Origin of the sequence: Kitasatospora sp. MAA19 (assembly GCF_029894125.1) — a bacterium.
GTDB lineage: Bacteria > Actinomycetota > Actinomycetes > Streptomycetales > Streptomycetaceae > Kitasatospora.
In genome coordinates this window covers 48,079-69,048 of record NZ_JARXYZ010000005.1, presented here as the reverse complement: position 1 = coordinate 69,048, position 20,970 = coordinate 48,079, and the positions used below count along the sequence as shown (strand labels likewise).

22 protein-coding genes and 1 pseudogene are annotated in these 20,970 nt (G+C 69.6%); 13 read left to right on the top strand and 10 right to left on the bottom strand.

Going from position 1 to position 20,970, the window contains the following annotated elements:
• The first annotated feature begins 8 nt into the window (after positions 1-8).
• The 6 genes from P3T27_RS10470 to P3T27_RS10445 all read left to right on the top strand — a co-directional run bounded on the left by P3T27_RS10470 (position 9) and on the right by P3T27_RS10445 (position 3,911).
• Positions 9-563, top strand: a complete 555-nt coding sequence (locus tag P3T27_RS10470; protein ID WP_280677218.1) for a hypothetical protein — start codon at positions 9-11, stop codon at positions 561-563.
• On the top strand, positions 560-775 hold the full coding sequence (locus P3T27_RS10465) for a hypothetical protein (RefSeq protein ID WP_280676783.1): 216 nt from the start codon (positions 560-562) through the stop codon (positions 773-775). The genes P3T27_RS10470 and P3T27_RS10465 overlap by 4 nt, the downstream gene beginning before the upstream one ends.
• Before the next feature lie 103 nt (positions 776-878).
• On the top strand, positions 879-1,328 hold the full coding sequence (locus P3T27_RS10460) for a hypothetical protein (RefSeq protein WP_280676781.1): 450 nt from the start codon (positions 879-881) through the stop codon (positions 1,326-1,328).
• A gap of 74 nt (positions 1,329-1,402) precedes the next feature.
• Positions 1,403-1,543, top strand: a complete 141-nt coding sequence (locus P3T27_RS10455; RefSeq protein ID WP_280676779.1) for a hypothetical protein — start codon at positions 1,403-1,405, stop codon at positions 1,541-1,543.
• A gap of 252 nt (positions 1,544-1,795) precedes the next feature.
• Positions 1,796-3,529: a DNA polymerase gene (locus tag P3T27_RS10450; RefSeq protein ID WP_280676777.1), complete on the top strand. Its 1,734-nt coding sequence runs from the start codon at positions 1,796-1,798 to the stop codon at positions 3,527-3,529.
• A 136-nt stretch (positions 3,530-3,665) separates the two neighbouring features.
• On the top strand, positions 3,666-3,911 hold the full coding sequence (locus tag P3T27_RS10445; RefSeq protein ID WP_280676775.1) for a hypothetical protein: 246 nt from the start codon (positions 3,666-3,668) through the stop codon (positions 3,909-3,911).
• A gap of 235 nt (positions 3,912-4,146) precedes the next feature.
• On the opposite strand, the gene P3T27_RS10440 is transcribed toward P3T27_RS10445, so the two are convergent.
• Positions 4,147-5,661 (bottom strand): recombinase family protein, encoded by a 1,515-nt coding sequence (locus P3T27_RS10440; RefSeq protein ID WP_280676773.1) that lies wholly within the window; start codon positions 5,659-5,661, stop codon positions 4,147-4,149.
• Positions 5,662-5,818: 157 nt separating this feature from the next.
• Between P3T27_RS10440 and P3T27_RS10435 the strand changes: the two genes are divergently transcribed.
• Entirely contained in the window at positions 5,819-6,844 is a 1,026-nt protein-coding gene (locus P3T27_RS10435; RefSeq protein WP_280676771.1) for an NADP-dependent oxidoreductase, read from the top strand.
• A gap of 34 nt (positions 6,845-6,878) precedes the next feature.
• On the opposite strand, the gene P3T27_RS10430 is transcribed toward P3T27_RS10435, so the two are convergent.
• Positions 6,879-7,514 (bottom strand): hypothetical protein, encoded by a 636-nt coding sequence (locus P3T27_RS10430; RefSeq protein ID WP_280676769.1) that lies wholly within the window; start codon positions 7,512-7,514, stop codon positions 6,879-6,881.
• 60 nt (positions 7,515-7,574) lie between these two features.
• Here P3T27_RS10430 and P3T27_RS10425 point away from each other — a divergent pair.
• Positions 7,575-8,435: pseudogene (locus P3T27_RS10425) on the top strand (NADP-dependent oxidoreductase); the annotation flags it as partial.
• A 348-nt stretch (positions 8,436-8,783) separates the two neighbouring features.
• Positions 8,784-9,278: a DUF3145 domain-containing protein gene (locus tag P3T27_RS10420; protein ID WP_280676767.1), complete on the top strand. Its 495-nt coding sequence runs from the start codon at positions 8,784-8,786 to the stop codon at positions 9,276-9,278.
• Between the two features lie 84 nt (positions 9,279-9,362).
• On the opposite strand, the gene fabF is transcribed toward P3T27_RS10420, so the two are convergent.
• The 5 genes from fabF to P3T27_RS10395 form a co-directional block, all read right to left on the bottom strand.
• Entirely contained in the window at positions 9,363-10,628 is a 1,266-nt protein-coding gene (gene fabF, locus P3T27_RS10415) for a beta-ketoacyl-ACP synthase II (RefSeq protein WP_280676765.1), read from the bottom strand.
• 174 nt (positions 10,629-10,802) lie between these two features.
• Entirely contained in the window at positions 10,803-11,054 is a 252-nt protein-coding gene (locus tag P3T27_RS10410; protein WP_280676763.1) for an acyl carrier protein, read from the bottom strand.
• Between the two features lie 81 nt (positions 11,055-11,135).
• A complete protein-coding gene (locus P3T27_RS10405; protein ID WP_280676760.1) occupies positions 11,136-12,167 on the bottom strand; it encodes a beta-ketoacyl-ACP synthase III in 1,032 nt (343 codons plus the stop codon).
• Positions 12,164-13,114 carry an ACP S-malonyltransferase gene (locus P3T27_RS10400; RefSeq protein WP_280676758.1) on the bottom strand — a complete coding sequence of 317 codons (951 nt, stop codon included), beginning with the start codon at positions 13,112-13,114 and terminating at the stop codon, positions 12,164-12,166. Before P3T27_RS10400 ends, P3T27_RS10405 begins: the two co-directional genes overlap by 4 nt.
• 90 nt (positions 13,115-13,204) lie before the next feature.
• Positions 13,205-14,401, bottom strand: coding sequence for a helix-turn-helix domain-containing protein (locus tag P3T27_RS10395; protein WP_280677216.1), 1,197 nt, complete (start codon positions 14,399-14,401; stop codon positions 13,205-13,207).
• A 208-nt stretch (positions 14,402-14,609) separates the two neighbouring features.
• Between P3T27_RS10395 and P3T27_RS10390 the strand changes: the two genes are divergently transcribed.
• Entirely contained in the window at positions 14,610-15,386 is a 777-nt protein-coding gene (locus P3T27_RS10390; RefSeq protein ID WP_280676756.1) for a pirin family protein, read from the top strand.
• Positions 15,387-15,393: 7 nt separating this feature from the next.
• On the opposite strand, the gene P3T27_RS10385 is transcribed toward P3T27_RS10390, so the two are convergent.
• Complete coding sequence (locus tag P3T27_RS10385) at positions 15,394-16,224, bottom strand: serine hydrolase domain-containing protein (RefSeq protein WP_280676754.1); 831 nt, start codon at positions 16,222-16,224, stop codon at positions 15,394-15,396.
• A 122-nt stretch (positions 16,225-16,346) separates the two neighbouring features.
• On the opposite strand from P3T27_RS10385, the gene P3T27_RS10380 reads away from it, so the two are divergent.
• A complete protein-coding gene (locus tag P3T27_RS10380) occupies positions 16,347-16,823 on the top strand; it encodes a MerR family transcriptional regulator (RefSeq protein WP_280676752.1) in 477 nt (158 codons plus the stop codon).
• 41 nt (positions 16,824-16,864) lie between these two features.
• Positions 16,865-17,878 (top strand): aldo/keto reductase, encoded by a 1,014-nt coding sequence (locus P3T27_RS10375; protein WP_280676750.1) that lies wholly within the window; start codon positions 16,865-16,867, stop codon positions 17,876-17,878.
• Positions 17,879-17,962: 84 nt separating this feature from the next.
• Here P3T27_RS10375 and P3T27_RS10370 read toward each other — a convergent pair whose 3' ends face one another.
• Positions 17,963-18,541, bottom strand: coding sequence for a TIGR03086 family metal-binding protein (locus P3T27_RS10370; protein WP_280676748.1), 579 nt, complete (start codon positions 18,539-18,541; stop codon positions 17,963-17,965).
• Positions 18,542-18,642: 101 nt separating this feature from the next.
• On the opposite strand from P3T27_RS10370, the gene P3T27_RS10365 reads away from it, so the two are divergent.
• Entirely contained in the window at positions 18,643-19,626 is a 984-nt protein-coding gene (locus tag P3T27_RS10365; RefSeq protein ID WP_280676746.1) for a WYL domain-containing protein, read from the top strand.
• 25 nt (positions 19,627-19,651) lie between these two features.
• Here P3T27_RS10365 and P3T27_RS10360 read toward each other — a convergent pair whose 3' ends face one another.
• The gene (locus P3T27_RS10360; protein ID WP_280676744.1) at positions 19,652-20,866 is read right to left on the bottom strand and encodes an alpha/beta hydrolase; all 1,215 of its coding nucleotides are present in this window, start codon (positions 20,864-20,866) and stop codon (positions 19,652-19,654) included.
• Positions 20,867-20,970: the final 104 nt, after the last annotated feature.

Below are 20,970 nucleotides of genomic sequence, written 5' to 3'. Positions count from 1 at the left end.
TGGCAGAAATGGACTGGGAGAAGGTCAACGAGATCTCCCGAAAGGTGGCCGGCGAGCTGTCCCGAAAGTGGCCCGTGGTCGAGCTGGACGACGTCCACCAAGAAATTATGCTTCACATGATGGAACAGCGGAGTCACCTGGAGAAGCTGGCCAGCGACTTTGATTTCCTGCGTCAGGTGGCGTGGCGGGCCGCGAAGTCCTACGCGTCCCGAGAGCAGCAGCAAAAGGACCTTGCGGACGGCCAGTACTTCTATACCCCGGATGAGGTTAGAGCCACACTCAAGTCTTTCATATACACCGATGAGGAGCTTGGCGAGATGATCGGCAGGAAGGACGATCTAAGCCGGTGCCGGATTTCAGACAACATCACGAGTGCACGAATTGACGCCACGACTGGGCTGCGAAAGCTTAAGCCCGAATACCGCGATGCCGTTGCCCGAACCTACATTTACGGCCTACCGCCGGGCTCGCCAGGTGAGGCCAAGACGGCCCAGCGCGCAGTAGACGCCCTGGCGACCGCAATGAACGCCCACATCCGCAGCAAGGCGAGGGCCACCTGTTGACGACTGAGACCCGCAAGCACTACAGCCGGACGATCGCCGGGGACGACACCCTGACAGCTCAGGTGATCTATGACAACCGGCCAGACAGTCACACCTACCTCATGATCTCCAGCCTGAACGGGGTCCTGGAGGTACTTCTCGCGCCCGAGGACGTCCGGGCCCTGAACCGAATGCTGTGCGAAGCCGAGTACTCCACCCCGGCCCCGTTCTAGGAGACCCGTGACCTACCCCGACCCGTTCGAAGAGCGAAGCCCGTGGGACGAGCCATCGTCCCCGGCCTCAAACTCCCACATCCCCAACGCCCAGGAGGCGCCTGTGACCCAGAACCTGACCACTGCCCAGTTCGTTGCCGACCCCGCGCCGTTCAAAATCGGATTCACCCTCAAGGCCAGCTCCGAGTTTCAGGCCGAGTGGCTGACTCCTACCGTGTGGGGCCACACCGCCCAGGAGACCGCGGAGCGCGGTGCCGAGCTGCTGACCGCACTTAAGGCTGTCGGCCTGATCGATCTCACCTCGAAGGCGGCTCAGTACACCCGCGACCAGTACAAGGGCGGAGGCGGTTCTCCCTCTACGGGCCCGAAGCGGTTCGAGGGCGGCCGGGTGGTCAGCAAGACGTCGGCCGGCCTGGACGACGACCAGTGCGAGCACGGCCGGAAGCTGGTCGACAAGGGTTCCTGGTCGGCAATGTTCTGCCAGGCCCAGCCGAAGGGTGCACAGTGCGAGCCGCTGTGGAAGCAGCCGGATGGCTCGTTCAAGGCCAAGTAGGAAGAGGGATTCCCCCGTGACCTCGGGGGCCGGGTCTCTACCCGGCCCCCTCTTCTATGCCCCTAAGGAGCCTCTTGCTTAAGGCCTTTGCCGCCACCGTGGCCGTCCTGGCACTACTCATGTCCTCGCTCTGGGTCTGGGCCGAAGCGCCCTGCTCGCTGTGGTCCTGGTCCCGCGTCGGCGACATGCCGACTCGCTGCCTCCTGGAGCGCTGAATGGTCGCTGAGGAGTACGTAGTGGAGGGCCTGGACAACGGCGGCGTGGTGATCGTCCACACGCCCTGTGACGGCCTTGCTGGGGAAGGTGGGTGCTTCTGCTGTGAAGACAATTCCGTGACCCTGGCCGACTTGATCAATGCAAGCGAACTGCACTCCTGCGAGGAGGAACCAACCTAGGAGACACCCATTCAGATAATCACCTACCGTATCAAACGGCAGACGGTCCGAATAAACGTTGCCGAGACCCTGATGGATCTCTGGGATTTCATCGACTGGGTTCGAGAAAATCCGGTCCTGGGGTACGACACCGAAACGACCAATTTGGACTGGTGGAACTGGGATCGAGACTTCCGATGCCGGCTCGCCCAGTTCGGCAACGCAACGGAGAGCTGGGTTCTGCCGGTTGAGATTGACCCGGAGTTCGCCGAGGCCGCTGCCTGGGCCCTTCGGCAGGCTCACCGGGTCATCGCTCATAACGCCAATTTTGATGCACACGTGGCCGAGGTCGCGTTCGGGGTCACCCTTGAAGAGCTCTCGCCGAAACTGCTGTGCACCAAGATCTCAGCCCACCTTGTGGATCCTCGGGCCGTCAAGGAGCAAGGGCCGGGCCTGAAACTGGAGGAGCTGACCAAGCACTACATCTCCGCAGAGCTGGCCACTGAGGTCAAGGGCTCGATGACCCAAATATCCAAACGCTATCGGGTCAAGAAGGAGGAGATTTGGTCTCGGGTCTGGACCTTCGATGAAGAGTATTTGCTTTATGCAGGTATGGACCCTGTGCTTGCCTATCGACTGTTTCACGTTCTCTACCCGTTGATTCCTCTGCGGTCTAAGCGCAAGGGACTTTTCAGCTGGGAACACCGGCTCGCCTTCGTCATGGCTCTGATGGAACGAACCGGATATCTGGTAGACGAGGCATATGCCAGGGCTCGAATAGCGGAACTGCTGGCCGAAGAGGAGAAATGGAAGGAGGTTGCTCGGGGCTTCGGAGTCGAGAACGTCAACTCGAACCAGCAGCTTATCGACGCATTCACTGGGTTCGGCGTCAAGTTGACGAAGCGGACCGCCAAGGGGAACCTGGCCATGGACGCGGAAGTCCTGGACGGGATCGCGCATCCACTGGCCGAGGCAGTCAAGAAGGCCTCGAAGGCCGGGAAGTGGAGGGCAACCTGGTTTGAGAACGCCCTCAAGGGGATGGACTCAAAGGGTCGGGTGCACGCGTCGGTCAATTCCGTCGGGGCCAGGACGGCCCGGATGTCAATTTCCGGGAGTATTGCGGCACAGACATTCCCTGCCGGGGACGGATACGTACGGCATATGTTCCTTGCGGAAGAAGGACACGTCACGGTCTCGGTCGACTACGCAAATATGGAGCTTCGATTTCTGGCGGCAGAGTCCGGAGATCCGGTCATGATTGATGCATTCCTTCACGACAAGGACTTGCACCAGATCACCGCGGACGCTGCTGAGGTACCCCGGAAGATCGGCAAGATGGCGAACTTCCTGACCGTGTTCGGGGGAGGCCCCAAGGCCCTAGCTCAGCAGGCCGGCGTCACGTTGGAGGTGGCTAAGAGGACCCTCGACGCCTTCAACTCGACTTATGTCCGTGTTGGGGAGCTGGCCGACAAGCTATCCAAGCAGGCACAGAAGAACGGGCACATTCTCACCGCTACTGGGCGGAAGCTGCCGGTCGACCGGGGAAGGGCGTACGCGGCCCAGAACTACTACGTCCAAAGCGGGAGTCGGGATATCACCGTCAGGGGAATTCTGGAGCTGCACAAGGCCGGGTTCACTCCCTGGATTCGCCTCGTAATTCATGACGAGATCGTTTTCTCATTCCCCAAGGAGCGGGCCGAGGAGCTGACCAAGAAGGCCGCCAAAATCATGGGATTCACCGTCCGCGGAGTCCGAGTGCCGGCAGACGGCGAGATCGGAGAGAGGAGTTGGGGGAGCGTGCTCGACAAGGAAGGGAGCAAGCACTGACCGAGGAAACAGACCTGGAGGTGGAGGACTGCGAGTGGTGTCAGAACTACGAGGCGTCGGGGCTCTATGACCTGGACGACGCCGAAACCGGCCTGTGCTGGCTGTGTGCGGAGAACAACGGAGTGGGGGACTGCGAATGAGTGAGAACACCGAGACCGACGGCTTCGACGAGCTTCTGGGCGATATTGAGGACCGGTTCGCCGAAGCCCTGCGCCTAAAGCGGGCCAAGGAGGTTCTGGAGCTGGCCGAAGTCACAGGGATGATCTACACCCGGGCTGTCAGCAGCGGCGTGCCTCACGACCTGGCTCAGGCCATGGCGGCCGGCTACTGGGAGCTGGAGATGGTGGGGGAGACCGAGGCGGCAACAGAAGACGAGGACTGACAGCAGAGACGGGGATATTCAGTCCTGCGCCGTAGGGGCCCCCAGAGGGGGCGATCGGCTCCTCGGTGGCCCTGGGCAGCCCCTGGGCCGCTCCAGGGCCCTTGGGGCCCTTCCTGAGCCTCCGGTCCCGGCTGGACTGCCGAACCGGCATAAGTCGCGTCACAAGTAGTACTTTGGTAGTAACAAGTAAGGCGGACCCTCGCAATTGGCCTGCGAGGGTCCGCCATCTTGCGTTCTAGGCCTGAGGCAGTGGGGCCTTGGCGAGTCGAACGGTCTGCTGGCCGATCAACATCCGGAAGCCGGAGTCAATCAACTGTTGCCGCCTGCCGTCCTGGTCAAGCTGGGACCACTGCTCTAGGTAGGTCAGTCCCTGCCCCTGTTCAACCCACCCTGCTGGGACATGGGGCATGGCTTCAAGGTGAGTTCTCCGTGCCTTGTAGCCGTCCATCCGGCTCCGGTACCCCGCACGGTCCTTGTCCCAGTCGCCCTCTTCGTCCTGACGCCGAAGACGATCCGTGCGCTTGATGACCTCGGCAAGCTCCTGGCTGGAGTCACTGCCGGGCATCCAGACTCTCTTCGTAACCTCTGTGTGACCGTACTGCTGGAGGAAGTGGATCTCGACCATCTCTTCGACGATCTCAGCTCGACAGGTGTAGCCCCGGCACCGCTTCTCCTTCGGCCAGGCGCCGCACTGGTAGTAGCGGTACTGGGTCTCGCCTCCGGCCTTGGTTGTCTTGTGGGTCACCTTGTGAACGGCCTTTGACTCGCAGTTCTCGCAGTACGCAACCCCGTACATGGGCGCGGTGGCGTTAACCCGTCTCTCGGTGGTGTTCCGACGCCGGCCTACGGCGGCTTGGAGTGTCGACCACTCCTCTTGGGTGAAGATGGCCGGCGCCATCACAATGGGGTTGCCTTGGGCGTCATGTATGACCTCCTTACGGTACTTCTTGTAGCCCAAGCAGGCCTCGTCTGTGAGAAGAAGCCGAATGGATGTCTCCGACCACTGTTCGCGGGTGCCAGGCTCGCCGCCGCGGGCCTTCACGGGCTTGCCCTTTGCTACCCGTGCACGATCGCGAGCTGTCAGGACACCTTCCGTGTTGAGCCGTTGAGCAATCTTCGAGAAGGTCACCTTCCGATCGTTGATCATTTGGGAACGCATCTGGTGCAGCTCTGCTACGGCCGTCTCTTCAAGCTCCAGGAAGGCAGCCGTGCGTCCCTCCTCGAACCGATGGACGATCTTGTAGCCGAACGGCGCGATCCCGCCGGGCCACCTGGTCGTGTAGCGGCGTCGATCGTGTGAGTCCTGCACTCGCTGTTTGATCCGCTCCAACTCCTTGTGCGGACCCAGACTCTTGACATGCAAGATTGCCCGACCCTCGGGGGTCTGCATCTGTCGAGTGAACTCGGGATCATCCAGGACGACTATGAGCTTGCCCCACTTCAACACCTCGAAGACCAGGGCCATCACGTGAGGCTCACTGCGGCTTAGCCGGTCCTGAGTCGTAACCCAGAGCTCATCCCACCGATCCAAGTTGTGCTCCTGTAGCCAGGGGCCGAGCTTCGGTCGATGAAACGGGTCGACATCACCGGAGACGCTTAGGTCTTCGGGATGGCCCGCAATGATGGCGCCCTCCTCATGGGCTCGGGCGCGGAGCTTCCTGTCCTGGTCTGCGACCGACTCTGACGTCTCCCCCTTGTCGTCGGAGATGCGCTTTGCAAGCAGGACTCGACGTAGTTGATCTTCTGGCATGCCCGTAGCTTGCCCCAGCAGTCATGTTGTGTCAACACCCCATCATTCCGACCTCCATGTAGGGTGCAACGAAAGCTTGACTGGCTTAACCTTTCATGTGCAGGATTGATTCATCGGCTCAACCTTTCATGTATCAGAACCACTAAGGAGTGCTCCCATGGCAGAACAGGCCACACCCGCCACCGCCCGTGAATGGCACCTCGCCGCCCGACCCCAGGGCTGGCCAACGCCGACCGACTTCGCCCTGGTCGAGGCCCCGGTCCAGACCCCGGGTCCGGGCGAGATCCTGGTCCGCAACGCCTACCTCTCGGTCGATCCCTACATGAGGGGCAGGATGTCAGCGCGCAAGTCGTACGCAGAACCGTACGAACTGGACAAGCCGATGCTGGGTGGGGCGGTCGGCCAGGTCGTCGCCTCGCAGGCCGAGGGCTTCGCCGAGGGTGACTACGTCCTGCATTTCTACGGCTGGCGTGAGTACGCCACGTTCGACGCCAAGACGTCCGTCAAGGTGGACCCGAACGCCGCGCCGCTCTCCACCTACCTGGGTGTGCTGGGCATGCCGGGTCTGACCGCCTACGCGGGTCTGACGCGGATCGCGGAGATCAAGGCCGGCGACGTGGTGTTCGTGTCCGGCGCAGCCGGCGCCGTGGGTGGCATCGTCGGCCAGATCGCCAAGCTGAAGGGCGCGGCGCGAGTGATCGGCTCCGCCGGCTCCGACGAGAAGGTCAAGCTCCTCGTGGAGGAGTACGGCTTCGACGCCGCCTTCAACTACAAGAACGGCCCGGTCGCCGAGCAGCTTCAGGCGGCGGCTCCCGACGGCATCGACGTGTACTTCGACAACGTGGGCGGCGAGCACCTCGAAGCGGCAATCGGCTCGATCAACCTGCATGGGCGCATCGCAGTGTGCGGCATGATCTCGCAGTACAACGCCACCGAGCCCACCCCGGCCCCACGCAACCTGGCGCAGATCATCGCCAAGCGCTTCCGCATGGAGGGACTGCTCGTCGGCGACCACTACGACCTCCAGCCGAAGTTCGTCAAGGAGGTCTCCGCGTGGGTGCGCTCGGGTGAGCTGAAGTACCGCGAGACGGTGACTCAGGGCATCGACAGCGCGGTGGACGCCTTCCTCGGCCTGCTCAGCGGCGACAACGTCGGCAAGATGCTGATCGAGCTTCCGGAGTAGTCGGACCGGTCCTGTCCGGCTGACGACCCGTACGTCAGCCGGACGCTGGGCCAGGCTCTGGTGGGTTGGGCAGGTTTGCATACAGGGCGGCCTCGTCGCCAGTCAGGTATCCGGAGACGGCCAGGCGTTCCGCGACGTTCAGCACGCGGTTCCAGTGGGCATCAAGAAGGGCTGCCGCATGATCGCGGTACCGCCAGAAGAGCTGACGGTATCCGTCATCCACGAGTCCCGGGTGCTGCTCTCGAAGCTTTTCGATGGCTTTGGCGACATCATCCAGCGCACCCCGTTCCACCGCCCAGGATCGTGCTGGCGTCCACAGGCCGGCTTCCTGGAGCCAGCGCTGCTCTGCCTGCTCGCCTGCGGCGAGCATCGTCAGGTAGTCGTTCCTCCCGACATTCAAGCGGCCGATCTGTGTAACTCCAGAAGCGCCGAAGGCCTGGCCACAGACCAGGTCGACCACGAGGGGTGTGATTTTCACGTCGGTGACGTGAATGCCAACAACGAGGTCAGCGACCAAGTGGCCCGCCTCGTGCGCGGCCGCGCCAATCCTCACCGTCTCCAGCGGCAACCCCAGGATGTGGTTCGCACAGCACCACCCAGGGGGCTCTGCATGGAAGGAGTGGGTGGTACTGCCGTCTGGCGCGGTGCCGAGGAAGCCGGTATGCATCACGGGTTCGAGTCTGCCACGGAGGGACAGGCGCGTTCCGATAGGGTTCGTCAGAAGGCCAACATCCGAGGCCGGATGAACGACGTGCGCTCCTACGTCCCGCCGTTCAAGCTCGGCGAGGCCATGGACGGCGGCGCCGTCGGCTACGTGGTCGCCTCCGAGGCCGAGGGCTTCGCCCCGGGTGACGCGGTGCTGCACGGCCTCGGCTGGCGCGAGTACGCCACCCTGGACGCCCGCCGCGCGGTCAAGGTCGACCCCGCCGCCGCGCCGCTCTCCGCCTACCTCGGCGTGCTCGGCATGACCGGCCTCACCGCCTACGCCGGGCTGCTCGCCGTCGGCGGCCTCAAGGAGGGCGACAAGGTCTTCGTCTCCGGTGCGGCCGGCGCGGTCGGCGGCATGGTCGGTCAGATCGCCAAGCTCAAGGGCGCCTCCCTGGTGGTCGGTTCGGCCGGCTCGGCGGAGAAGGTCGCCAAGCTGGTGGACGCCTACGGCTACGACGCCGCCTTCAACTACAAGGACGGCCCGGTCGCCGAGCAGCTGGCGCAGGCCGCCCCGGACGGCATCGACCTCTACTTCGACAACGTCGGCGGCGACCACCTGGAGGCCGCGATCGGCGCGCTCACCGTGCACGGCCGCGCCGTGCTCTGCGGCGCGATCGCCCAGTACAACGAGACCACCGCCCCCGCCGCCCCGCGCAACCTGGCGCTCGCGATCGGCAAGCGGCTGCGCCTGGAGGGCATGCTGGTCGGCGACCACGCGGCGCTGCAGCCGCAGTTCGTCGCCGAGGTGAGCGGCTGGCTGAAGTCCGGCGAACTGCGTTCCGAGGAGACCGTGGTGGACGGCTTCGAGCGCACCGCGGACGCCTTCCTCGACCTGCTGCGCGGCGTCAACACCGGCAAGATGGTGGTCCGCCTGGACGGCTGATCCTGCGTCAGCCGCTGACCCGCCCCGCCGCCCCACCGGGCGCGGGGCGGTTTGCGTACGGGCGCAGGGGGATCGGTCGCACTACCGCATTCCGGCCGGATCCGAAAGTGCGTCATCCATGGTGCGGGGCGGCGCGGTACGGTGGGTCCCGCCTGGCGATGGGGCCGTTCGGGGGAGAGATCCAGCCGAGGGGTAGACCTGGTTGAGGATTCGACTAGCATTGAGCGAAAGCCTGTCCGTTTTGCTCAATTTAGTAGCTTAATGTCGGCTAACGTGGGTAACTGCGGATCAACTGCAGGCACGAGGCAGCTGGGGAAGGCGACCCTCGTCCACAGCCTGGAGGTCCCGGTGACGACACGTGGAGTTCTCTACATCCACTCCGCGCCCCGCGCGCTGTGCCCGCACGTCGAGTGGGCCGTCGCGGGGGTGCTCGGTGTGCGGGTGAGCCTGGACTGGATCCGCCAGCCGGCCGCGCCCGGACACTGGCGCGCCGAGCTCTCCTGGCAGGGGGAGCCCGGTACGGCCTCGAAGGTCGCCTCCGCGCTGCGCGGCTGGCAGCTGATGCGGTACGAGGTCACCAGCGAACCCTGCGCCACGGCGGAGGGGGAGCGGTACAGCAGCACGCCCTCGCTCGGCATCTTCCACGCCGTCACGGGCATCCACGGCGACATCCTGATCCCCGAGGACCGGCTGCGCGCCGTCCTGCTGCGGGCCCGCAGCGAGGGGGCCGACCTGGAGGCCGAGATCTCCCGGCTGCTGGGCAAGCCCTGGGACGACGAGCTGGAGCCGTTCCGGTACGCGGGCGAGGGGGCGCCGGTGCGCTGGCTGCACCAGGTGGTCTGAGCCGACCTCCCCAGAACGTGCGAGAGGGGCCGGCGCTCACGGCGAGCGCCGGCCCCTCTCGATGCGCCGGTCCGGCGCGGTGGCTCAGCGGGTGCGGAAGGCCAGCACCACGTTGTGGCCGCCGAAGCCGAACGAGTTGTTCAGCGCCGCGATCCGGCCCTCGGGCAGCCTGCGGGCCTCGCCGCGCACGATGTCCGCGTCCACGTCGTCGTCCAGCTCGTCGACGTTGATGGTCGGCGGGGCGATCCGGTTGTACAGGGCCAGCACGGTGGCGACGGTCTCGATGCCGCCGGCGCCGCCCAGCAGGTGGCCGGTCATCGACTTGGTCGCCGAGATGGCGATGTGGTCGAGGTCGTCGCCGAGTTCCTTGCGCAGCGCCTTCAGCTCGGCGGTGTCACCCTGCGGGGTCGAGGTGGCGTGCGCGTTGACGTGCACGATCTCGGCCTTGTCCAGGTCGTTGCGCTCGAACAGGTCGGCCAGCGCGCGGGCCACGCCGGCGCCGGTCGGCTCGGGCTGGGCGATGTGGTGGGCGTCCGAGGACAGGCCCTGGCCCACGGCCTCGCAGTAGATCCGGGCGCCGCGCGCCTCGGCGTGCTCGACCGACTCCAGCACGACCACGCCGGCGCCCTCGCCCAGCACGAAGCCGTCCCGGCCCTTGTCGTACGGGCGGGAGGCTCGCTCGGGGTCGTCGTTGCTCTTGGACATCGCCATCATGTTGGCGAACGCGGCGATCGGCAGCGGGTGGATCGCCGCCTCGGTGCCGCCGGCCACCACGACGTCGGCGCGGCCGGTGCGGATCATCTCGATCGCGTAGCCGATCGCCTCGGCGCCGGAGGCGCAGGCGGAGACGGGGGTGTGCACACCCGCGCGGGCGCCGACCTCCAGGCCGACGTTGGCCGCCGGGGAGTTGGGCATCAGCATCGGGACGGTGTGCGGGGAGACCTTGCGGGCGCCCTTCTCCTTCAGCACGTCGTACTGGTCGAGCAGGGTGGTCACGCCGCCGATGCCGGAGGCGATGACCGCGCCCAGGCGCTCGGGGGCGAGCTTGGAGGAGTCGTCGGTGGCCGGGGTCTCGTAGCCGGCGTCGGCCCACGCCTCCCGGGCGGCGATCAGTGCGAACTGGGCCGAGCGGTCCAGCTTGCGGGCCAGCGGGCGGGGGAGGATCTCGCCCGGCTCCACGGCGGTGCGGGCGGCGATCTTGACGGGCAGCTCGGCGGCCCACTCCTCGGTCAGGGCCGCCACTCCGGAGCGCCCGGCCACCAGGTTCTCCCAGGTGGTGGCGGCGTCGCCGCCCAGCGGCGTGAAGGCGCCGATACCCGTGACGACCACGGTACGGTTTTCAGCGGTCACTGGTTTCTTCTTCTCTCACGTTGTGCGGGGTCGGCGGCGAGCCGAGGAAGGGCCCGGCCGGGCGCCCGGTGGGGCGTCCCGGCCGGCGGGTCGGCCCGGCTCTCGGGGAGCCGGGTCGACGAGTCAGCCGTCCGAGGCGTGGGGAACGCCGGACGTGCTGGACGGATCGATCGGTCAGACGGTGGCGTTGGTGAGGATGTAGTCCACCGCGTCGCCGACGGTCTTCAGGTTCTTGACCTCGTCGTCCGGGATCTTGACGTCGAAGCGCTCCTCGGCGGCCACGACGACCTCGACCATGGACAGCGAGTCGACGTCCAGGTCGTCCGTGAAGGACTTGTCGAGCGCGACGTCCTCGACCGGGATGCCGGCGATCTCGTTGACGATCTCGGCGAGACCTTCCAGGACCTCGGCCTTGTCCTTAGCCATACTGGCTGCTCCTCTTCGGTGTTGAACGCGTCCGACCGGCGGCCGGACGCAGGTTTGCGGAATGAGTGGGGCGAAACGCGCCTAGGGGAGCGTAACGACTGCTGCGGCGTACACGAGACCCGCCCCGAACCCGATGATCAGTGCGAGGTCGCCGCTGCGGGCCTCGCCGCTCTCCAACATGCGCTCCATCGCCAGCGGGATGGAGGCCGCGGAGGTGTTGCCGGTCTCGGCGATGTCGCGGGCGACCGGCACCGAGTCGGGCAGCTTGAGCGCCTTGATCATGGCGTCGGTGATGCGCATGTTGGCCTGGTGCGGGATGAACGCGCCGAGCTGGTCGGCGGTGACCCCGGCGGCGTCCAGCGCCTGCTGGGCGACCTTGGCCATCTCCCAGACCGCCCAGCGGAAGACCGGCTGGCCGTCCATCCGCAGGGCCGGCCACTTCGTCTCCTCGCCCACGCCGTTGACGGCGCCGGGCTTGGCGAACGCGGTGTCCCAGGCCTGGGTCTGGGTGATGACCTCGGACTGCGAGCCGTCCGAGCCCCAGATCAGCTTGCCGATGCCGGGGGTGTCGGACGGGCCGACGACCGCGGCGCCGGCGCCGTCGCCGAAGATGAAGGCGGTCGAGCGGTCCGACTGGTCGGTCAGGTCGCTGAGCCGCTCGACGCCGATCACCAGCACGTACTCGGCGTTGCCGCCGCGGATCATGCCGTCGGCCAGGCCCAGGCCGTAGCCGAAGCCGGCGCAGGCGGCCGAGATGTCGAAGGCCGGGGCGGTGCCGCAGCCGAGCCGCTCGCCGATCTCGGTGGCGATCGCCGGGGTCTGCTTGAGGTGCGAGACGGTCGCGACGATCACGCCGCCGATCTGGTCCGGGGCGATCCCGGCCTGGGCGATGGCCTTGCCGGCGGCCTGCACCGACATCTCGGCGACGCTCTCCTCCGGGCCGGCCCAGCGGCGCTCGGCGATCCCGCTGCGGGTGCGGATCCACTCGTCCGAGGAGTCGATCCACTCCAGCACCTCGGCGTTGGGGATCACCCGGACCGGGCGGTAGCCGCCCACGCCCAGGATGCGCGAGAACTGCGCCCCGGTCGCGGGCCGGATCTGTGGCTTCGTCATGCCTGGTTCTCCTGGTCCTGACCGCCATGTTCCGCGACGAGCGCGCGGGCCTTGTCCAGGTCGGCGGGGGTCTTGACGGCAAGCGTTGCCACACCCTTGAGGTTGCGCTTGACCAGTCCGGTGAGGGTGCCCGCCGGGGACAGCTCGATGACGGCGGTCGCGCCGAGTCGGCCCAGGGTCTCCATGCAGAGGTCCCAGCGGACCGGGTTGGAGACCTGCGACACCAGGCGGTCGAGCACCTCGGCGCCGGTGTCCACGACCTCGCCGTCCCGGTTGGAGACGTAGCGCACCTGCGGGTCGGCCACCGTCAGCGTCGGCGCCAGCTTGGCCAGCCGCTCGACCCCCGGGGCCATGTGCTCGGTGTGGAAGGCGCCGGCCACCTTCAGCGCGATCAGCTTGGCACCGGCCGGCGGGTCGGCCCTCAGCGCGTCCAGCTGGGCCAGCGTGCCGGCGGCGACGATCTGGCCGCCGCCGTTGTTGTTGGCCGCCGTCAGGCCGTGCTCGGCGAGCTTCGCCGCGACGGTCTCCGGGTCGCCGCCGAGCACGGCGATCATGCCGGTCTCGGTGACGGCGGCGGCCTCGGCCATCGCCTGGCCGCGCTCGCGGACGAAGGCCAGCGCGTCGTGCGCGCTCAGCACCCCGGCGCCGGCGGCGGCGGTGATCTCCCCGACGCTGTGGCCGGCCACGGCGCCGACCAGCTTGCGGGCGACGTCCTCGTCCGGGAACAGCTCACGGGCGGTCATCAGGCCGGCCGCGACCAGCAGCGGCTGGGCGACGGCGGTGTCCTTGATCTCCTCTGCGGAGGCCTCGGTACCGGCGTGCACCAGGTCGAGCCCGGCGACCTCCGACCAGCCGCGCAGGCGGTCGGCGACACCGTCGAGCTCCAGCCAGGGGCTGAGGAAACCGGGGGTCTGGGCACCCTGTCCAGGGGCGACGATTACGAGCACGGTTCAACCCTCTCTCGCCAGGCGCCCAGGGGCGGGTAGGCGACGGTAACGAAGAAAACCATCCGGGATTGTAAGGTCCCTACATTCGGCTCAACTCGGCTCCCCGGCGGCGGTGAGCCGGCCGAGGGCGAGCGCGATCCGCAGCGTGAACGCCGAACGTACGTCGGACGGGGCGTACCCCGTGACATCGGTCACACGTCGTAGCCGGTAGCGCACCGTGTTGGGGTGGACGAAGAGCATCCGGGCGGCGCCCTCCAGCGAGGAGGCCTGCTCCAGGTAGACGCTCAGCGTTTCCAGCAGCGCCGAGCCGGCTTCGTCCAGCGGTGTGTAGATCTCCTCCACCAGCTGGCGGCGGGCGGCCTGGTCGCCGGCCAGCGCCCGCTCGGGCAGCAGGTCGTCGGCCAGCACCGGGCGGGGGGCGTCCGGCCAGGCGGCGCAGGCGCGCAGGCCGGCCGCGGCGGCGTGCGCCGAGCGGGTCGCCGAGAGCAGGTCCGGCACGGTCGGGCCGACCACCACCGGGCCCGGCGCGAACTGGCCGATCAGCGCCCGGGCCGCGTGCACCGGCTCCTTGTCGCCGCCGACCACGACCACCAGGCGCTTGCCCAGCACCCCGGTCAGCACGTGCAGCTTGGCGTACCGGGCGGCCCGGCGGATCGCCTCGACCACCAGCTCGCTGTCACCGTCCGGGGCGCTGCCCATCACCACCCGGACCTGGCTCGGCTGGCCCCAGCCGAGCGCCGCGGCCCGGGACAGCACGCCCTCGTCCGCGTCGCCGGACAGCAGCGAGTTGACCACCAGCGCCTCCAGCCGGGCGTCCCAGGCGCCGCGCGCCTCGGCCGCCTGGGCGTACACCTGGGCGGTGGCGAAGGCGATCTCCCGGGCATAGACCAGCACGGACTCGCGCATGTCCGACTCGTCGCCGGGGGCGGCCACCTCCTCGATGGCCTCCTCCATCACCTCGATCGTGGTGCGGATCAGCTCGACGGTCTGGCGCAGCGTGATCGCCCTGGTCAGCTCGCGCGGGGCGGTGCCGAAGACGTCCGTGGAGATGGCCTGCGCGGCGTCCGGGTGGCGGTACCACTCGGTGAAGGCCGCGATGCCGGCCTGGGCGACCAGACCGATCCAGGACCGGTGCTCCGGCGGCATCCGCCGGTACCAGCCGAGCTGGTCGTCCATCCGCGCGATCGCGGCGCTGGCCAGCTTGCCCGAGGACTTCTCCAGCCGCTTGAGCGTCGCCGCCCGGCGCTCGGCCCGCTCGGCCGCGACTCTGCGCTCCTGCGCGGTCAGGCGGGGCGCCGCCCGGCCGGGGCGGTCGCGGCCGGCCCTGGGGGTCGGGCTCTTCCCGGTCGGCTCGGCTGTGGGACTCGGTTCGCTCTTGGAGTTCGCGGAAGCGGCTGGCACAAGGACAAGACTGCCTCACGCGAGTGACTGCTCGTGCACACCCCCCGGCGAACGCGACACGGTGGCACCGGTCACACCCGCTACGGTGGGGTCCGTGACCGACGCCGCCGCCCGCCCCCGCGCCGACCTGCGCCGCACCGTCGAGCGCTACCTCTCCACCCCGGCCGAGGGCGTCGAGACCCGACACGCGTTCTCCTTCTCCGGCCACTACGACCCGAAGAACACGCACTTCGGCGCGTTGCTCGCGTGCAACGAGGAGCTGCTCGCCCCGGGCGCGGGGTTCGAGGAGCACAAGCACCGGGACACCGAGATCCTCACCTGGGTGCTGGAGGGCGCGCTGGCGCACCGGGACTCCCAGGGGCACGGCGGGGTGGTCCGCCCCGGGATGATCCAGCACCTCGGCGCGGGCTCGGGCGTCACCCACACCGAACGCAACGTCGGCGGGGCCGCCGGCCCGGTCCGCTTCGTCCAGATGTGGCTCCAGCCGGACGTGTTCGACGCGCCCCCGGTGTACGGGCTGCGCAGGGTGGAACCGGCCGACGACGGGTTGACGCTGCTCGCCTCCGGCCTGGAACGCGACGCCGGGACGGACGCCCTGCGGCTGCGCCGGAGTGACGCCGCGCTCTGGCTGGCGACCGCGGGGCCGTGGCAGCCGCTGCCCCGACTGCCCGAGGCCGCCTGGCGGTACGCGCATCTGACGGCCGGTTCGCTCGGCTACCGGACGATCCCGGGGCCGAAGGGCGGCGGCCGTTCGATGGCCCCGGGCGACAGCGTGCGGATCACCGGCGACGCCTTCGCCGACCCGACGGCCGGCGAGACCGGCGCCGAACTCCTGCTCTGGGAGATGCACTCGCCGGTCTCGTACGGCTGACGGCGTCCTACCGGACCTCGGCCAGCACCGCGTCCGAGAAGGCCGGCCAGACCTCCGCGGCCCACGGGCCGAAGTCCCGGTCGGTGAGCGCGACGCAGGCCACGCCGGCCTCCGGGTCGACCCACAGGAAGGTGCCGGACTGGCCGAAGTGGCCGAAGGTGGCGGGCGAGTTGGCGGTGCCCGTCCAGTGCGGGGACTTGCCGTCGCGGATCTCGAAGCCGAGGCCCCAGTCGTTCGGGCGGCGGTGGCCGTAGCCGGGCAGGACGCCGCTGGTGCCCGGGAAGGCGACCTCGCCGGTGGCCTGCCGGACGGTGGACGGGTCCAGCAGCTTCGGGGACTGCAGTTCGGCGGCGAACCGGACCAGGTCCGCGACCGTGGACAGGCCGCCGGCGCCGGCCGGGGACTTGTGCGCCGTGTTGAGCAGCGTGTCGTGCATGCCCAGCGGCTCGAACACCGCCTCGGCGGCGTACCGGGAGAACTCGATCCCGGCGGCGTCGGACAGCGTCCGTGCCAGCGCGTCGAAGCCCGCGTTGGAGTACAGCCGGCGGTTGCCGGGCTCCGCGAACACCCGGTCCTCGTCGAAGCCCAGGCCGGAGGTGTGCGCGAGCAGGTGGCGGACGGTCGAGCCGGCCGGCCCGGCCGGGTCGTCCAGCTCGAAGACGCCCTCCTCGACCGCGACCAGCACCGCGTACGAGGTGAGCAGCTTGGTCACCGACGCCAGCGGGAACAGGTGCTGCTGCGGCCCGTACGTGCCCAGCACCGCGCCGTCCGCCCCCCGGACCACCGCCGCCGCGGCGTGGGGCACCGGCCAGTTCTCGATCATCCGCAAGCTCTCCATGCGCCCGACTCTAACGAAGGCCCGAAAACAGGTGGCGGGAGCACCCGGCTGAGAGGCTTGCTTGGAGTGCACTCCAACTCGATAGCGTCGTTGTCACCGCTCACCACAGGGGGTAACCGATCATGGCCACGCTCGCACCCGTTGAACTCGACCTGCAGAGCTGCGCCGAGGTCTTCCACCGTCCGGTCGGCGATCCGGACCGGACCCCGCGGCACCCGATCAGCGAGGTCGCCGCGGCCAGCGGACTCACCGCCCACACGCTGCGCTGGTACGAACGGATCGGCCTGCTCGACCCGGTCGACCGCTCCGCCAGCGGCCAGCGCCGCTACCGCGACGCCGACCTGCACCGGCTGGCCTTCCTGGGCCGGCTGCGGCTGACCGGCATGCCGATCGCCGACATGCTCCGCTACGTGGAGCTGGCCCGCCAGGGTGAGCGGACCTTCGAGGCGCGACGTCAGCTGCTGGTCGACCAGCGTGCGGAGGTCCGCCAGCGTGTCGCCGACCTCCAGGCCACTCTCGCCGTCCTCGACTACAAGATCGACCTGTACTCCGGCCGGATCGCCGCGTCCGAGGGACCGGCGGTCTGCCGCTACGAGTAGCCGCCACCAGCACGCCGTACGCAGAGGAAGAAGCAGAGCCAATGACCGTCCCCACCCTCCCCACCGTCCGACTCGGCGCCGACGGCCCGTCCGTGGGCGTCCAGGGCCTCGGCTGCATGGGCATGAGCGAGTTCTACGGCCCGACCGACCGTACCGAGGCGCTCGCCACCCTGGACGCCGCCCTGGAGGCCGGCGTCACCCTGTTCGACACCGCCGACGCCTACGGCTTCGGCCGCAACGAGGAGCTGATCGGCCCCTTCATCCGGGCCAACCGCGACAAGGTGGTGCTCGCCACCAAGTTCGCCCTCGAACGCAAGGAGGAGGACCCGTCCTACCGCGGCATCCGCAACGACCCGGCGTACATCCGGGCCGCCGCGGACGCCTCGCTGCGCCGCCTCGGCGTGGACGAGATCGACCTCTACTACATGCACCGCCGTGACCCGGCCGTGCCGCTGGCCGAATCGGTCGGCGCCATGGCCGAGCTGGTCCGGGCCGGCAAGGTGCGCCGGCTGGGCCTGTCCGAGGTGACCGGCGCCGAGCTGCGCGAGGCGCACGCGATCCACCCGATCGCCGCGCTGCAGTCCGAGTGGTCGGTGTTCGCCCGGGACGTCGAGCGCACGGCGGTGCCGGCCGCGGCCGAACTGGGCGTCGCCTTCGTGCCGTACTCGCCGCTCGGCCGGGGTTTCCTGACCGGCTCGTTCCAGGCCGCCGAGCAGCTCGCGGCCGACGACGTCCGGCGCACCCAGCCGCGCTTCACCGGCGCAAACGCGGCGGCCAACGCCGAACTCCTGGCGCCGCTGCGGGAGATCGCGACGGCCCGCGGGGTGACCCTCGCACAGGTCGCGCTGGCCTGGGTCCACCAGCGGGCGGAGGTGCACGGGCTGACCGTCGTGCCGATCCCCGGCACCCGCAAGCGCAGCCGGCTCGCCGAGAACACCGCGGCCGCCACGCTGCGGCTCACCGCCGGGGAACTGGCCCTGCTGGAGCCGGTGGCGGGCGAGGTGGCCGGGGACCGCTACCCGGACATGCGCCTCACCCAGGTCGGGCGGGAGTAGGTCCGGTGTCCGGTGGGGGGAGCGGCCGCCCGTGCCGCTCCCCCCACCACCGCCGGAACAGGGCCTGAACCGGGTGGGCGCCGCTCAGACCTCCCGGCCCAGCCAGGCGGCCAGCCGGGTGTGCACGTCGGCGTCCGGGGCGACCGGCCGCACCGCGGCGAACGGGACGGGGCCGCCGCGGTGTTCGGCCGACAGGACGGCTTCGGCGACGGCCAGCGCGGCGTGTGCCAGCGCGTCGTCCAAGGGCTGGTCGGAGCCGAGCGCGCGGGCGATGTCCCAGGTGTGGGCGACCGTCTCCATCAGGTAGCCGCCGACCGCGATCCGGCCGGGCACCACGCCCCAGGGCGCGTGGGTCGGGCGCTCCAGCGCGGCGTCGTCCGCCCAGGCCGCGGCGGCCCGGGCGCGGGCCCGGTCCAGCGCGCCCGGCCAGGCGTCGTCCGGCAGGTCCCCGGTGGCCGCGACGACGTCCTCGGCCCGGCCTCCCTCGCCCAGGTACGCGAATCGGTGGACGCCGCCGACCACGTGGCCCAGCAGCTGGCGCAGCGTGAACTCGGTGCACGGGGTGGGCCGGTCGAGGGCCTCCGGGGTGATCTCGGCGAACAGCTTCTCCAACTGGCCGAGGGCGAGCAGGTACTGCGGGCGGGCATCCTGGACGGAGGTCACGTGGAGTCAGCTCCCTGAGGTCGGGCGGGCTTTCGGTCTCGGACGGCAATCTCCCAGTAAAACCTGACAACCGCCGTCAGGATTGCTGGGATTCTGCTGCCATGAAGGCCGACCGCCTGCTCTCGATCCTGCTCCTGCTCCAGACCCGCGGCCGGGTGTCCGCCACCGAACTGGCCGAGCGCCTGGAGGTGTCCGTCCGCACCATCTACCGCGACGTGGAGTCGCTCTCCGCCGCCGGCGTGCCCGTGTTCACCGAACGCGGCCGGCACGGCGGCATCAGCCTGCTGCCCGGCTACCGCACCGACGTCACCGGCCTGACCGCGGACGAGGCCCGGGCCCTGTTCGTGCTCTCCGCCCAGGGCGCGCACAGCGACCTCGGGCTGGACGGCGCGCTCGGCTCGGCGCTGCGCAAGGTGATGGCCGCGCTGCCGGCCCCGCACCGCCCGGCCGCGGAGCGGGTCACCGAGCGCATCCTGGTCGACCCGGCCCGCTGGATGCAGAGCGGCCCGGCGGCCGGTGCCGCGGCCGGCCCGGAACTGGGCGAACTGCAGTACGCGGTGTTCGCCGACCGGCGGTTGCGGCTGCGCTACCGGCACAGCGGCACGCCCGCGCCGGTGGAGTACACCGTCGACCCGTACGGGCTGGTGAGCAAGGCCTCGGTCTGGTACCTGGTGGCCGATCTGCACGGTGAGCCCCGGCTGTTCCGGGCCGACCGGGTGCTGGCCGCCGAGACCACCGACGAGGCGGTGCGCCGCCGTCCCGGGGTGGGGCTCGGGGACGCCTGGGCGGTGCTGCGCGAGCAGGTGGAGCGGCTGCCGAAGGAACTGCCGGTCCGGGTGCGGGTGCGGCGCGGGCGGCTGGACATGTTCGTCCGCATCCACGGCGGTCGGGTCACCACGCCGCCACCGGAGGGGGGCGCCGGGCCGGCCGAGGAGTGGGTCGAGGTGGCGATGGTCTTCCCGGCGCCGGCGGCCGTCCGCTCGCTGCTCGCCTTCGGCGCGGACGTCGAGGTGCTGGGCCCGCCCGCGGCCCGCCGCGAGCTGGCCCGGGCGGCGGCGGACGCCCTGCGCCTCTACCAGGACTGAGGCGGGCCGGAGCCCCAGGGCTGCATCAGGAGCTCGGGGCGGGCCGGACGACGTCCTGGTAGTGGCCGAGCGAGATCGCCGCGAAGTTGTGCAGGCTGTCGGTGCCCTCGGTGAAGTAGCCGTTGTGGCCGACCGCGCGGGCCGAGGAGATCTGCTCGGCGCCGAAGCCGCTGCCGGTCGGGTCGGCGCCGTGGCCGAGTCCGCCGACCTCCAGGTAGGGGACGTTGCCGATCCAGTCGCTGGGGTTGCGGGTGGCCCAGACGTGCACGCCGGTGCCCAGCTCGCTGGTGCTCTGTACGCCCATGCCGGGGCTGCCGAACACCATCAGGTCGGTGACCCCGGAGACGTCGGAGGGCGAGGCGGCCGCGCGCGGGATCTCGGGGGCGGCGTTGCCGCAGACCACGGAGCCGTACGAGTGGCAGAGCAGGGCCGGGGGCGCGTCCGGCCGGGTGGTCTCCTTGAGCCCGGCGAGCAGCCGCTGCAGCCGGGGCGCGCCGACGTCGGCGAGCCGGGAGGTGACGGCGTCCGGGCCGAGGCCGGAGGGGGTGACGTAGCCGGTCCAGGCGATCACCGCGGTGCGGGTGTTCGGCGCCTGCTTCTGCTCTTCGGTGTACAGCGCGCGGGCCATGCCGGCGGGGGAGCGCAGCGGTTCGACGGTCTGGTCGAAGTGGCCGAGGTCGGCGTCCGAGCCGGGCACCAGGACGGAGATCCGCTCGGCGTCGGCGAGGTCGCCCCACACCTCGGAGACCAGGCCGCGGCCGCGCGGGTCGAAGGCGAGGACCTGGCGGTCGGGGGAGAGCAGGTGCTCGACGTCGTTGGCGCGGGAGACGGCCAGCTGGCGGGTGTCGGAGTCGAGCTTCGGGTCGGCGGCGCGGGCCCGGGCGTGGTCGCGCTCGGCGGTCAGCGCGATCTTGTTGGCGCGGTAGCGCAGGCCCAGCGGGGCGCCGTCGAAGTTGCCGACGACCAGCGGGTAGTCCTGGATCAGCCGGTCCAGCTCGGTGGGGGCGAGCGAGGCGAAGAACTCGGCGGCGGCGGCCGGGCTGGTGGTGGCCGGGTCGGGCAGGGTGCGGCCGAAGGTGTGGTCCTGGACCCAGGCGGCGCTGCCGGCCGGGGGCGTGGAGATCGCCAGCTGCTCGGTGGAGGCGGCCGCCTGGGCCGCCGCGGCGCCGGCGTCGGCGAGCACGGCACAACCCGCGAACGCCCCGATCAGTACCCGCTTCCAGCGTCGACGGTTGCGCACCGCACCAACTCCCTTGGGGCCCGTCACCGTTTCTCGGGCGGTGCCCGGAGGGTGCGACAAGACTGCTTGCTTCCCTGCGCAAGCCTAGGGTGCCCGGGGAGGTG